At 74.0% G+C, this 13,346-nt stretch carries 10 protein-coding genes; 5 read left to right on the top strand and 5 right to left on the bottom strand.

Annotated features, from left to right (window positions below):
• Position 1 precedes the first annotated feature (1 nt).
• Positions 2-1,144 (bottom strand): acyl-CoA dehydrogenase family protein, encoded by a 1,143-nt coding sequence (locus OHQ87_RS09450; protein WP_328346957.1) that lies wholly within the window; start codon positions 1,142-1,144, stop codon positions 2-4.
• Positions 1,145-1,361: 217 nt separating this feature from the next.
• On the opposite strand from OHQ87_RS09450, the gene OHQ87_RS09445 reads away from it, so the two are divergent.
• Positions 1,362-2,495 carry a glycoside hydrolase family 5 protein gene (locus OHQ87_RS09445; RefSeq protein ID WP_328346955.1) on the top strand — a complete coding sequence of 378 codons (1,134 nt, stop codon included), beginning with the start codon at positions 1,362-1,364 and terminating at the stop codon, positions 2,493-2,495.
• Between the two features lie 84 nt (positions 2,496-2,579).
• On the opposite strand, the gene OHQ87_RS09440 is transcribed toward OHQ87_RS09445, so the two are convergent.
• On the bottom strand, positions 2,580-3,647 hold the full coding sequence (locus tag OHQ87_RS09440; protein ID WP_328346953.1) for a DUF4037 domain-containing protein: 1,068 nt from the start codon (positions 3,645-3,647) through the stop codon (positions 2,580-2,582).
• A 167-nt stretch (positions 3,648-3,814) separates the two neighbouring features.
• Here OHQ87_RS09440 and OHQ87_RS09435 point away from each other — a divergent pair, with 167 nt between their 5' ends.
• Positions 3,815-4,735 (top strand): 5'-3' exonuclease, encoded by a 921-nt coding sequence (locus OHQ87_RS09435; protein WP_328346951.1) that lies wholly within the window; start codon positions 3,815-3,817, stop codon positions 4,733-4,735.
• A 178-nt stretch (positions 4,736-4,913) separates the two neighbouring features.
• Positions 4,914-6,185, top strand: a complete 1,272-nt coding sequence (locus OHQ87_RS09430; protein ID WP_328346949.1) for a glycosyltransferase — start codon at positions 4,914-4,916, stop codon at positions 6,183-6,185.
• A 92-nt stretch (positions 6,186-6,277) separates the two neighbouring features.
• Here the strand turns inward: OHQ87_RS09430 and OHQ87_RS09425 are convergent, their stop codons facing one another.
• Entirely contained in the window at positions 6,278-7,165 is an 888-nt protein-coding gene (locus tag OHQ87_RS09425) for an MHYT domain-containing protein (RefSeq protein WP_328346948.1), read from the bottom strand.
• A gap of 167 nt (positions 7,166-7,332) precedes the next feature.
• Entirely contained in the window at positions 7,333-10,131 is a 2,799-nt protein-coding gene (locus OHQ87_RS09420; protein ID WP_328346947.1) for a DEAD/DEAH box helicase, read from the bottom strand.
• An 86-nt stretch (positions 10,132-10,217) separates the two neighbouring features.
• Here OHQ87_RS09420 and OHQ87_RS09415 point away from each other — a divergent pair, with 86 nt between their 5' ends.
• Both OHQ87_RS09415 and OHQ87_RS09410 read left to right on the top strand, forming a co-directional pair.
• Entirely contained in the window at positions 10,218-10,985 is a 768-nt protein-coding gene (locus OHQ87_RS09415) for an HAD family hydrolase (protein WP_442930724.1), read from the top strand.
• The gene (locus tag OHQ87_RS09410; RefSeq protein ID WP_328346945.1) at positions 10,982-11,938 is read left to right on the top strand and encodes an EamA family transporter; all 957 of its coding nucleotides are present in this window, start codon (positions 10,982-10,984) and stop codon (positions 11,936-11,938) included. The genes OHQ87_RS09415 and OHQ87_RS09410 overlap by 4 nt, the downstream gene beginning before the upstream one ends.
• Here OHQ87_RS09410 and OHQ87_RS09405 read toward each other — a convergent pair.
• Complete coding sequence (locus OHQ87_RS09405; RefSeq protein ID WP_328346943.1) at positions 11,901-12,827, bottom strand: diacylglycerol kinase family protein; 927 nt, start codon at positions 12,825-12,827, stop codon at positions 11,901-11,903. The two genes, OHQ87_RS09410 and OHQ87_RS09405, sit on opposite strands and share 38 nt — an antisense overlap.
• Positions 12,828-13,346: the final 519 nt, after the last annotated feature.

Genomic DNA, 13,346 nt, shown 5'->3' with positions numbered 1-13,346 from the left:
GTTAGCCCTTCGCCAACGCCCGGGAGATCACCATCCGCTGGATCTGGTTGGTGCCCTCGACGATCTGGAGCACCTTCGCCTCGCGCATGTACCGCTCGACCGGATGGTCGGAGACGTAACCGGCACCACCGAGCACCTGCACCGCGTCGGTGGTGACCCGCATCGCCACGTCGGTGGCGAACAGCTTCGCCTTGGCCGCCTCGATCGAGTACGGGCGGCCGGCGTCGCGTAGGCGGGCGGCGGCCAGGGTGAGCGCCCGGGCCGCGGAGATCTGGGTGGCCGCGTCGGCCAGCAGGAAGCCGAGCCCCTGGAAGTCGACGATCGCCCGTCCGAACTGCTGCCGTTCCCGGGCGTAGCCGACGGCGTAGTCCAGCGCCGCCTGGGCCAAGCCGACCGCGCAGGCGGCGATGCCGAGCCGCCCCGAGTCCAGTGCGGACATTGCGATGGTGAACCCCGCCCCCTCCCCGCCGATCAGCCGGTCGGCGGACACCCGGGCGTCGTCGAGGACGAGCTGCGCGACGGGCGAGGAGCGCAACCCCATGGTCCGCTCCGCCGCCTGCGGTGCGACACCCGGCGTGCCCCGGTCGGCCAACAGGCAGGAGATGCCCTTCGGGCCCGGCCCGCCGGTGCGGCAGAAGATGTTGTAGAAGTCCGCCACCTGGGCGTGGGTGATCCACGCCTTGACCCCGGTGACCCGGTAGTCGTCGCCGTCGCGGACCGCCCTGGTGGTCAGCGCCGCAGCGTCCGAACCCCCCTGCGGCTCGGAGAGGCAGTACGCCCCGAGCAGCTCCCCGCCCAGCAGGTCCGGCAGCAGTGCGCGCTGCGCGTCGGTGCCGAACTGGGCAAGCGGGTAGCAGGACAGGGTGTGCACGCTGACTGCCTCGGCGACCGCGAGCCACCGGCCGGCCAGGATCTCCAGCACCTGGAGGTAGACCTCGTACGGCTGGGCGGCGCCGCCGTGCTCCTCGTCGTACGGCAGGCCCAGCAGCCCGGCCCGACCGAGGGTGCGCAGCACCTCCCGGGGGAACTCGGCGCGTTCCTCGAAGTCGGCGGCCCTCGGCGCGAGCTCGCGGTCGGCGAGTTCGGTGGCGAGGTCGAGCAGGTCGTGGGCCTCGTCGGTGGGGAGGATCCGGTCGACAGTCATAGCGCGATGAGCTCCAGGGGTGGTTGAGCCGTTGCCCGCCGTCATCGGGCACCACGCCGTCAGCTTAACGGTCGTTCGGGCCGCGGCCCACTCCGGTCACGGCGGCCCGACCCACCCCGGGTCGTGACGGCCGGCGCCTGCGGTGAACCGCAGCGGCGACACCTCCGTACCACCGGATGCCCTCCCCGGGTCCCGACGAGCCCGACGGAGTTTCCCGATGCACCGACGCACCGTACTGACCTCGGCGGGGGTCGCCCTCGCCGCGCTCGCCACCGGGTGGGCGGCCCTGACCGTCCCCACCGCGAGCGCCGAGACCGGGCCGCCGGCCACCACGCGCCCGGCGACGTCGACACGCAGCGACGGGCCGCAGGCCACCGCCGACGGGCCGGAGCCGACCGCCGACGCCACCGGCCGACCGGCCACCGCGCCCGCCGGTTCCCCGGTGGCCGTCAACGGCCGGCTGCGGGTCTGCGGGGTGAACCTGTGCAACCAGACCGGGGCACCTGTCCAACTGCGCGGGATGAGCAGCCACGGCCTCCAGTTCTTTCCGAACTGCCTCAACCCGGACTCGCTGGCAGCGCTGCGCACCGACTGGCGGGCCGACTTCGTCCGGGTCGCCATGTACGTGCAGGAGGGCGGGTTCGAGACCGACCCGGTCGGCTTCACCCGCAAGGTCGACGAGGCCGTGGAGACCGCCAGTGCGCTCGGCCTGTACGTGGTGGTCGACTTCCACATCCTGACCCCGGGCGACCCCCGCCTCAACCTGGACCGGGCGAAGTCCTTCTTCGCCGAGGTCGCCGCCCGGCACGCCGCGCGGACCAACGTCCTCTGGGAGATCGCCAACGAACCCAACGGGGTCGGCTGGGCCGGCATCAAGAGCTACGCCGAGCAGGTCATCCCGGTGATCCGGGCCGCCGATCCGGACAGCGTGGTGCTGGTCGGCACCCGGGGCTTCTCCTCGCTCGGTGTCTCCGAGGGCGCCGACGAGACCGAGGTGATCGACGACCCGGTCGACGCCGCGAACATCATGTACACGTTCCACTTCTACGCCGCGTCCCACCGGGACCTGCAACGGGCCACGGTGGCGCGCGCCGCGCGGAGCCTGCCGCTGTTCGTCAGCGAGTTCGGCACCCAGACCTTCACCGGCGACGGCCCGAACGACCTGGACAGCGCCACCGCCTGGCTGGACCTGCTCAAGAGCCTCAAGATCAGCTACGCGATGTGGAGCTACTCCGACGGCCCGGAGAGCAACTCGGTGTTCCGGCAGGGCACCTGCGCCGGCACCGACTACACAGGCACCGCCGTGCTCACCGAGTCGGGGGCGTACATCAGGTCCCGGATCCTGGGCTGAGCCGCCTGGTCGATGCCGGCCGGGCGGCGGGATCCGCTGCCCGGCCGGCATCGCCGGTCAGGATCGTCGGGCGGCCGACGCCGGTCAGCCGGCGACGACCGCCGAGACCCGGCGTACCCGGTCGGGGTGCGTCAGCACCTCCACGCTGTCGACGTACTGGTCCACCGCGCCGACCAGGGGACGGTCCCGCAGGAACGGGTCGACGATCGAGTTGCTCAGCGCGGTGGCGAGGCGGGGCGCGTCGAGCACCAGGAAGGGCCGCCCGTGGAAGGGCCGGACCGTGGACTCGACCGGCGCGGCCAGCCCGGTGGCGTTGGTCCAGTCGGCGACCGTCTCCAGCGCCCGTACCAGACCCGCCTGCCGTTCGGGCCAGTCACCCGGCCCGAGCGCGTCCGCCAACGCCGCCACCACCGGCGCGGCGTCCGGCAGGGCGGCGAACACACTGCCGAGCCACTTGTCGTACGGCGGCCAGCGCCGGTGCAGCAGCAGACCGAGGCGCAGCAGGTCCCGGGCCACCCGGGCGGCCACCAACCGGCTGCCCAACGCGTCACCCACCTCCGCACACCGTCCGACGAGATGCTCGGCCTGCCCCACCCGGGTCCACCCGGCGGCCAGCACGTGCCGCCACACGTCGTCCGGATACCACGCCAGGGCGGCACGGACCGCGCCGACCGCGCCGTGCAGACCGTCGTGGAAGACGGCGCCACCGGTCAGCTCGGCCAGCCGCTGGGTCGGCACGGCGAGCCAGTCGTCGGTGGTGACGGCGACGGTGGGGTCGAAACCGAGCCGCCCCCGCAGCCAGTCCCGCCACCCGACCACCTCCACCCCGCTGCGGTCACCGTCGACGTCGGGCACCCCCACCCGGGCGTCCGGCCAGCTGAGGAACCGGGTCGGCCGGCCCAGGAACCAGGCCGGCAGGTCGGCCAACACCGCCCGCACCGGTGCCACGTCGGCGGGGTCGGCCACGAAGACCTGGGCCCGCGGCCCCCAGTCGTGGTCGGTGGAACGTTCGGTGTCCAGGCCCAGCAGCTCCGAACCGCCGTCGAGCAGGCCGGCGGAGTACCGCAGGCCGGGCAGGCGGTCCACCAGCAGCGGCGCGACGGCCTCGTCGTGGAAGCGGCGGCACAGGACCAGGCCGGGCACGAACTCCATGGCCGGCAGTCTCACCCACCGCCCGGCCGGCGTCACCCCGGTTTCCCGCCCACCGGGCGGCACCGCGGGCGGGCGGCCCGGCGACACCAGGACCAGCACGATCGAGAAGCCCGCCCGGCCGTCGTGCCGTACCCCCGTCGTCGGTGGGTTGTGTCAGGCTGTCGGGCGTGGCAGACCAACCCCCGATTTTGCTGATCGACGCCCCCAGCCTCTACTTCCGGGCCTACTTCGGCGTGCCCGAGTCGGCCGCACGGACCGAGGACGGCCAGCCGGTCAACGCCGTACGCGGCTTCCTCGACATGCTCGCCCAGCTCGTCCGCACCCGCCGGCCCGACCGGATGGTCTGCGCACTCGACCACGACTGGAGGCCCGCCTGGCGGGTGGAGCTGCTGCCGTCGTACAAGGCGCACCGGGTCGCCCCGGAGGGCGGCGAGGAGGTGCCGGACACCCTCTCCCCCCAGGTGCCGGTGATCCTCGACGTGTTGGCCGCGATCGGCATCACCGCGGTCGGGGCGACCGGCTACGAGGCCGACGACGTGCTGGGCACCCTGTCGGTCACCCAACCCGGCCCGGTGGAGGTGGTCTCCGGCGACCGGGACCTGTTCCAGCTCGTCGACGACGCCCGGAGGGTCCGGTTGCTCTACATCGGTCGCGGAGTGGCCAAGCTCGACGACTGCGACGACGCGGCGGTCCGGGCCCGCTACGGCGTCCCCGCCGACCGCTACGCCGACTTCGCCGCGCTGCGCGGCGACCCGAGCGACGGGCTGCCCGGTGTGCCCGGGGTCGGCGAGAAGACGGCCGCCCGGCTGATCGACCGCTACGGTGGCCTGCCCGGCATCCTCAGCGCGCTCGACGACCCCGGTTCCGGGTTCGCGCCGGGGCTGCGGGCCAAGCTCGACGGTGCCCGGGACTACCTGGCGGTGGCCCCGAAGGTGGTCCGGGTCGCCACCGACGTGCCGCTGCCGACGCTGTCCACCGCGATGCCGACCGCGCCCACCGACCCCGACCGGCTGCTGGAGCTGGCGCAACGATGGAACCTGGCCGGCTCGTGCCGACGGCTGGTCGACGCCCTCGCCCACCACCCCTGACGGGTACGCCCCCACGCAGCCGGGTTCGGGCCCACCGTCCGCCACCGGGCCGTCCATCCTGGTCGGCTGCGATGTCGCGGGGTCGCTTCCTGCGCGCTGGTGGGCGTAGGCTCACCGCTGGTGAGCCGGGAAGCCTGGTCGGCGTGTCCACACACGCGCGTCCAGCAGGAGGCTCATCGTGCGGGTTCTCATTCTGACTCTCGGCACGCGTGGCGACGTGCAGCCGTTCCTGCCGCTGGCCCGGGAACTGCACGGTCGTGGTCACGAGGCGGTGGTCGCCGCGCCGCAGCGGTTCGCCGCGCTGGCCGCCGCGCACACGGTGCCGTTCGTCGCCCTCGACGATGGGCCGATGCGCGTGCTGGACGCCGGCTCCGCGGTCGGTGATGTGGCCGATGGCGGTCTCCGAGCGAAGGCGGCGTTGATGCGCCGCCTTCCGGAGATGTTCGGTCGGGTGCTCGACGACTGCTGGCAGGCCGCATCGGGCGGCGCGGACCTGATCGTGCACAACGGGCAGGTGATCGCCGGTCAACACGTGGCCGAGAAGCTCGGCGTACCGGCAGTTCTGGCGTTGCCGCTGCCGATGTACGTGCCGACCCGCGAGTTCCCGTGGCCGGGGCAGGAGTTTCCGGACCTGCTGCCGCGAGCACTGAACCGGGCCACGTACGCCGGGATGCGCGCGCCGGCACTGGTGTTCGGCCGCACCGTCGACCGGTGGCGCGACACGCTCGGATTACCCCGTCGGCGAGACCGGCACGATCCCACGCGCCGCCCGGACGGTAGTCCCGCGCCGGTGCTGCACGCGATCAGCCCAGCGGTCCTGCCCCGCCCAGCCGACTGGCCGGCCACCGCCCAGGTCACCGGCTACTGGTTCGCCGAGCCCACCGACCCGGCCACCGGAGGTCTCAGCGCGCACGCGCGGTCGCTGTTGGACGGGCCGGTACCGCCGGTCTTCGTCGGGTTCGGCAGCATGGCCGGCCGGTCCCCGGCCGCGACCACCCGCATCGTCCTGGATGCACTCGACATTGCCGGGCTGCCCGGCATCGTGGCCGGCGGCTGGGGCGGCCTGCAACCGTTCACCTCCGACCGACACGCCTTCGTGACAGGAGAGGTCAACCACGAAGCGGCGTTCGCACGCTGCGCGGTGATCGTGCACCACGGCGGCGCCGGGACCACCGCAGCCGTCGCCCGTGCCGGCCGCCCGCAGGTGATCTGCCCGTTCGTCGCCGACCAACCGTTCTGGGGCCGCCGGATGCAACGACTCGGCGTCGCGTCCGCACCAATCAGCCAGAAACGCCTGGACGCGCGCTCTCTCGCCGTCGCGATCCGGCACGCAGCACAGGATGGGGGCCTGGCCGGGACAGCACGGCGGCTCGGCGAGCGGATCCGCGCGGAGGACGGCGTCACCGTCGCCGTTGATGCCCTGGAGCAGGTCGCTGCCGCAGGCCGGTGATGTCTGCCGCTGCACGGCCCTGTACGTGACGGGCTACGGACGGGTTCACCGGGCTGTCGCGCTGACCGACCGCCCGGGTGCGGGGTGCCCGGTCAGCGCGGCGGTGGGACGTCCCGGCGGGACGGGAACGGGGTGCCCGGCCGGCCCAGGGTGGTCGACCGGCTGCGCAGACCCACCGGGTCCGGGGCGGCCTCCGGCTCGGATGCCGGCGGGGCGACCTGCCGGGCGCGCAGGTACGCGGCGGCGGCCCGGTCGTCGTCGGTGGGGGCGGCGAGCAACGCGTAGACCAACCCGACCACCACGAAGATCACCGCGAGGACGATCGGCACCAGCAGGGTGCTCACCCCCGCCCCGGTCACCTCGCCACGCCGCTCGTGCAGGTGCACCGACAGGGCGCTCATCCCGGTGAAGTGCATGCCGTTGACGGCGACCCCCATGACCAGGGCGGAGCCGGCGATGGCCAGGCCCCGACGCACGGTCATCGCCAGCCAGAGCGCCACGGTGGCCGCCACCACGGCGATGACCACCGACAACGCCACCCGGGTGCCGTCGTAGTCCAGGTCACCGTTGAGCCGCATCGCGGCCATCCCGGTGTAGTGCATGGCAGCGACACCGACGCCGGTGAACAGGCCACCGCCGAGGACCTTGGCGGCACTGAGCCGGCCGGTGCCGACGATGGCCAGGCCGATCCCGACCGCGGTGACGGCGATCACCGTGCTGGCGGCGGTGAGCGGCACGTCGTAGCGGATCCGGGTGCCGGTGACCGCGAACCCGAGCATGGCCATGAAGTGCATGGCCCAGATCGCGGTGCCACCGATCGCCCAGGCGGCCAGCAGACCCCACCAGACGCGCTGACCGGAACTGGCGGCGGTGCGGATCCGCCCGGCGCAGACCAGACCGAGGAACGAACCGAGCACGGACAGCGCATAACTCAGCGCCGGTGTGATCCACCCGTACTCAAAGTGATTGATCTCCGCCACGGCGGTCTTCCCCCCACTCGCTACCGGCGCGTAGGAGACCGCGCCCGAGCAATGATCGGGGAGGCTTCTAGCAGGCGCAACAGCGCCCCCCGGGTTATCCGCGGGGTGCCGTCACGGTGACCGTCCGCTGCGTCGATTCACCCGACCAACGTGACCGAAAGTGATGATCAGGCCGAGGTGTAGTGCGCCAGCACGCCCCGGTTGACGGCGGCGATCGCCTGTCGGGCGGTGGCCCGCAGCTCGGCCGGCGCACCACCGGAGTCGGCGAGCTGACCGAGCAGGTCGGCCACCTGCCGGGCCCAGCGGACGAAGTCCCCGGCGGGCATCTCACCCTCGATCTGATGACCGCTGGCGAGCACCTTGCCCAGGGTCTCCCCCCGCGCCCAGCGGTAGATCGGCCAGGCGAAGCCGAAGTCCGGCTCCCGGGTGACGGTCAGGCCCCGCTGCGCCTCGTCGGCCTCGATCTCGCTCCACAACTTGAGCGTCTCGTCGACCGCGTCGGCGACCGGCCCGCGCGGCAGCGACGCCCGCTCGTCGGCGTCCCGCCGGGCCTCGAAGACCACCACCGAGACGGCGGCAGCCAGCTCCGACGGGGACAGCCCGTCCCAGACGCCCCGCCGCAGGCACTCCGCGACCAGCAGGTCGGCCTCGGTCCAGATCCGACCGAGCATCCGCCCGGCGTCGGTGACCCCGCCGTCGGCGGACAGGTAACCCCGGGCGGTCAGCAGCGCCACGATCCGATCGAAGGTACGGGCCAACGAGCCGGTACGCCCGGACACCCGCTGACGCAGCTCCTCGGTGTCGTTCTCCAACCGGCGTCGCCGCTCCGCCCAGCGGGCGTGCTCCTCCCGCTCCGGGCAGGCGTGGCAGGGGTGCCGACGCAGCTCGGTACGGAGCTGGCTGAGCCGGTGGTCCTCACCGGCGGCCTGCCGGGACCGCCCGCCCCGACGACCGCCGTGCCGGTCCAGCCCGATGCCGCTGACCTCGGCGGCGAGATCCCGTCGGGCACCCGGCGAGCGGTGGTTGAAGTGCTTGGGCACCCGGATCCGGGCGAGCACCTCGGCCGGGGTGGTGAAGTCGCCGGGGCTGACCCGGCCCGCCCAGCGGTCCTGGGTGAGCACCAACGGCCGGGGCTCACCGAACCCCCCGGTGGCCGGGTCGAGCACCACCGCGAGCCCGGCCCGCCGCCCGGACGGCACCCGGATCACGTCACCGACCCGCAGCCGCTCCAGCGCCGCCACCGCGGCGGCCTTGCGTTGGGTCTGCCCCTGCCGGGCGATGGCCCGCTCCCGGTCGGCGATGGCCACCCGCAGCGCGAAGTACTCGTCGAAGTCACCCTGGTGACAGGCCGCCTCGGCGCCGTACGCGTCGATGGTCTCGGTGTTGCGCTGCACCTGTCGGGCCAGCCCGACCACCGACCGGTCCGCCTGGAACTGGGCGAACGACGACTCCAGCAGCGCGCGGGCCGGTTCCGCGCCGACGCTGCCGACCAGGTTTACCGCCATGTTGTACGACGGCCGGAAGCTGGACCGCAGCGGGTAGGTGCGGGTGGAGGCCAGGCCGGCCACGTGCCGGGGATCGGTCTCCGGCGACCAGACCACCACGGCGTGCCCCTCGACGTCGATGCCCCGCCGACCGGCCCGCCCGGTGAGCTGGGTGTACTCCCCCGGGGTGAGGTCGACGTGGGCCTCGCCGTTGAACTTGACCAGCCGTTCCAGCACCACGCAGCGGGCCGGCATGTTGATGCCCAGTGCCAGGGTCTCGGTGGCGAAGACCGCCTTGACCAGGCCCCTGACGAACAGCTCCTCGACGACCTCCTTGAACACCGGCAGCATCCCGGCGTGGTGGGCGGCCAGACCGCGTTCCAACCCGTCGAGCCACTCCCAGTAGCCCAGCACGCTCAGGTCCTCGCCGGGGATCGCGGTGACCCGCGACTCCACCACCCGGCGGATCTCGGTCCGTTCCTCCGCCGAGGTCAGCCGCAGGCCGGCGGCGAGGCACTGCTGCACGGCGGCGGCGCAACCGGCCCGGCTGAAGATGAACAGGATCGCCGGGAGCAGCCCCTCCCGGTCGAGCCGGTCGACGATGTCGGGGCGCATCGGCCCGCGCCAGCGCGGGCCGCGCCGGCCGCCGCCGGGGCCGGCGCTGCGCCCCTCCCCCAGCTCCAGCCGGCGGGTCTGGTCCCGGGTGTAGCGCAGCAGCTCCGGGTGCACGTCGTGCTTGCGGGCCGCGTCGGCGTCGTGGAACAGGTCGAACATCCGCTTGCCGACCAGCATGTGCTGCCACAGCGGCACCGGCCGGTGCTCGCTGACCACCACCGCCGTCTCACCACGCACGGTGACCAGCCAGTCGGCGAACTCCTCGGCGTTGGAGACGGTCGCGGACAGCGAGACCAGGGTGACCGAGGAGGGCAGGTGGATGATCACCTCTTCCCACACCCCGCCCCGGAACCGGTCGGCGAGGTAGTGCACCTCGTCCATCACCACGTAGGCCAGGCCGGCCAGGGTGGACGAGCCGGCGTAGAGCATGTTGCGCAGCACCTCGGTGGTCATCACCACCACCGGGGCGTCCCCGTTGATCGCGTTGTCACCGGTGAGCAGGCCGACCTGCGCGGCACCGTAGCGCTGCACCAGGTCGTGGTATTTCTGGTTGGACAGCGCCTTGATCGGCGTGGTGTAGAAGCACTTCCGCCGGGCCCCGGGCGCCACCGCCCCGTCGGCCGCCGCCGACGCGGGTGTGCCCCGCAACGCCAGGTGTACGGCGAACTCGCCGACCACCGTCTTGCCCGCCCCGGTCGGGGCGCAGACCAGCACCCCGCTGCCCCGTTCCAGGGACTCGCACGCCTCGCGCTGGAAGTCGTCGAGATCGAACCCCAGGTCGAGGGCGAACTCTTCCAGGGCCGGGAACTGGGTGGCCTGGGCGGCCCGACGGCGTGCCGCGGCGTACCGCTCGGCTGGGCTCGACATGTCAGCAAGGTTAATCGGTACCACCGACGACCACCCGCCAAGGCCGTCCGGCAGGGTGGTCGGGGCGGGTCGGTAGGGTGCACGGCGTGCCGGATCATGCCGAACCGCCCCAAGCCTCGAACGGCGTCGAGGACGCCACCCGAGCGGGTGCGTCCCGCCGCCCCGTGGAGGCGGTGCTCTTCGACTTCCACGGCACCCTCGCCCAGGTCGAGCCGGCCCACGACTGGGTGGTCGCCGCAGCCGCCACCTGCGGGGTGGACCTGGAGCGGATGCGGGCCACCGCACTGGCCGACCGGCTGCTCACCGCAGGCCGGGCCGGTGGTCCACTGCCGGCCCGGGTGCCGCCCCGGCTGGCCGAGCTCTGGGCCGACCGGGATCTCTACGAGCACGCCCACCGGGCCGCCTACACCGGGCTGGCCGAGACGGTGGACGCCGGGATCGAGGGCTTCGCCGAGGCGCTCTACGAACGGGTGCTGGTGCCCGACGGCTGGGTCCCCTACCCGGACACCGCGCCGGTGCTGACCGCGCTGCGGGCCGCCGGGATTCCGGTGGCGGTGGTGAGCAACATCGGCTTCGACCTCCGGCCACACTTCGCGGCCTGGGGACTGGACGGCCTGGTCGACGCGTACGCGCTGTCGTACGAGGTGGGGCGGTGCAAGCCGGACCCGGGCATCTTCCTGCGGGCCTGCGGGATGCTCGGGGTGGACCCGGAGCGGACGCTGATGGTCGGCGACACCCCCGCCGACGCCGGGGCGGTCGCCGCCGGCTGCGGGGTGCTGGTGCTGCCGGCCGCCGGTCCGGGACGCCCCAGTGGCCTCGGCGCCGTGCTCGACCTGGCCCTGCCCTCCCCGTGATCAACCCGTCCGGCCGGGCGGCGGCGGTCGGGCTGGTGCTCGGCGGGGCGCTGTCGGTGCACTTCGGCTCCGCCGTGGCCGCGCTGCTGTTCCCCCGGGTCGGGGTGCCCGGCACGGTGACGCTGCGGTTGGCCATCGGGGCGGTGTTGATGCTGCTGGTGTGCCGCCCCCGGCTGCGCGGGCACGACCGGGCCGACTGGCTGGCCGTCGGTGCGTTCGGGCTGGCGCTGGCCGGCATGAACTCGGTCTTCTACCAGGCCATCGAACGGATCCCGCTCGGCCCCGCGGTGACCCTGGAGGTGCTCGGGCCGCTCACCCTGTCGGTGTTGACCGCCCGTCGGTGGACCGCCTGGTGCTGGGCCGGGCTCGCGCTGGCCGGGGTGGCCCTGCTGGGCCAGGGCGGATTCGACCGGCTGCATCCGGTGGGCGCGGGCCTCGCACTCGGGGCGGGCGCGTTGTGGGCCGCGTACATCGTCTGCTCCGCGCGGGTCGGCGGCCGGTTCCCCCGCGCGGACGGGTTGGCCCTGGCCCTCGCCCTGGCCGCCGCGCTCACCCTGCCGTTCGGGCTGGCCGACGCCGGGGCCCGGCTGTGGCATCCGGGGGTGCTGGCGCTCGGTGCAGGGTTGGCGCTGCTCGCCTCGGTGCTGCCGTACACCCTGGAGCTGCTGGCCCTGCGCCGGCTGGCCACCTCGACCTTCGCGGTGCTGATGAGCCTCGGACCGGCGCTCGCCGCGCTCGCCGGCTGGCTGATCCTCGGTCAGGACCTGCGCCCGGTCGAGGTGCTGGCGATCGGCCTGGTGGTCGTCGCCAGCATCGGCGCGGTCCGGGCCGCCGCCCCGCGCATCGCCCCCGCCCCGCCAGGGCCACCGGCCGGCGGCCAGACGGCCACCTCAGGGCCCCAGCCGGGTGGGCCGCTCAGCGCAGCAGACGCACCGCCCGAGGCACCGCGGTGATCCGTACCGGCAGGGGCAGCGACCGCTCGCCGTCGGCGTACGTGGTGATGCCTTCGGCGGCCAACTCGACGGTGCGGGCCCGGTAGCTGCGCACCAGCGGGTGCGCCACGTGGGTGCCGGAGTAGATGCGCGGTTTGACCCGGATCAGGGTGCGCCTGTCGAACCGGCCGCCGACCACCACGTCCAGCAGCCCGTCGGTGGGGTCGGCGGTGGGGCAGATCCGCATCCCGCCGCCGTAGCGGGCGCAGTTGCCCACCGCCACCAGCACGGCGTCGACCCGGTGCTCGACGCCGTCGAGGCGCAGCGTGTAACGGCGCGGGCGCAACCGGGCCAGCTCGACGAGGATCGCCAGGTCGTACCGGCGGGGGCCGGACGGCCAGCGCATCCGGTTGGCCCGCTCGTTGACGACCGCGTCGAAGCCCGCGGCGAGAACCGCCCCGTACCAGCGGGCGGTGCCGTCGCCTCCGGTCGTCCGGGCCAGGTCGACCGGTTGGGTCCGATCGGCGCGTAGCGCGGCGGCGATCACCTCGACGGCGGCGAGCGGATCGGCCGGGAAACCGGTGTCGGCGGCGAAGTCGTTACCGGTGCCCGCCGGCACCGGGCCGAACGGCACCGCCGTACCGGCGATCGCCTGGAGGGCGCGGTGGACCGTGCCGTCGCCGCCGACCGCGACCAGCGCGGACGCCCCGGCGGCAACGGCCGCACCGCAGGCCGCCTCCGCCTCGGCCGGGGTGTCCGCGGTGAGCAGCTCCACCGGGCGACCGGCGGCGGCGAGACCGTCGAGGACCCGGGGCAGCAGACCCCGGTGGCGGCCCCGGCCGGCGGTGGGGTTGGCGAGCACGGCGACCGGGCCTGCCGCCCGGCGATCGTCTGCGGTCACGGCGAGCACCGTACCGGTCCGGAACCACGGACCTGGCTCTCCACGGTTGCTGGTATCGGCGTGACGTTTCGAGGTGCTGATCGCCGCTCCCCCTAGAGCATCCTAGGCTGCTAGGTGGGAGGGTGCGGCGGGCGGCCAGTCGAACGACGGTGTCAGCCCGCCGGCTCGGCCACCGACTGCGCGCGACCCGTCGGGGCATGGAGTGTGCTGTCCGCGTCCTTTGGAGCTGATGACGTAAACGACTCGCCCCCGGGGTTCACCCGACGATCGCAGTGGCCGAGTCCTTGCGTCCGGTCAGCGCGGCGAGGCCCGTCCCGATGCCGGCAGGCGGGTCGAGGAAGTGCGGCCGAAGGCCGAGCCGGCCGGACGGTGTCGTCGCAGGTCGAGCCGGTGCGTGCCGATGTCGTGGCGGGTGCGGCCCGGCCCCGGCGGAGGTCTGCGCCCGCGGCGGCGGGGTCGGGCCGGGGGATGGTCGACGGGGGGCCTGTGGTGTTGTCCCAGCTGGGTGATGCGTTGACGTCATCAGCT

Origin of the sequence: Micromonospora sp. NBC_00421 (assembly GCF_036017915.1) — a bacterium.
In the GTDB taxonomy this organism is placed as follows: domain Bacteria; phylum Actinomycetota; class Actinomycetes; order Mycobacteriales; family Micromonosporaceae; genus Micromonospora.
Note: the sequence above shows the minus strand (reverse complement) of the source record. Positions and strands in the feature narration are given on the sequence as shown.

Coding starts and splice junctions, on each gene's coding strand:
- OHQ87_RS09440 (WP_328346953.1), bottom strand. CDS start 3,647: ATGGAGTTCGTGCCCGGCCTGGTCCTGTGCCGCCGCTTCCACGACGAG.
- OHQ87_RS09420 (WP_328346947.1), bottom strand. CDS start 10,131: ATGTCGAGCCCAGCCGAGCGGTACGCCGCGGCACGCCGTCGGGCCGCC.
- OHQ87_RS09450 (WP_328346957.1), bottom strand. CDS start 1,144: ATGACTGTCGACCGGATCCTCCCCACCGACGAGGCCCACGACCTGCTC.
- OHQ87_RS09445 (WP_328346955.1), top strand. CDS start 1,362: ATGCACCGACGCACCGTACTGACCTCGGCGGGGGTCGCCCTCGCCGCG.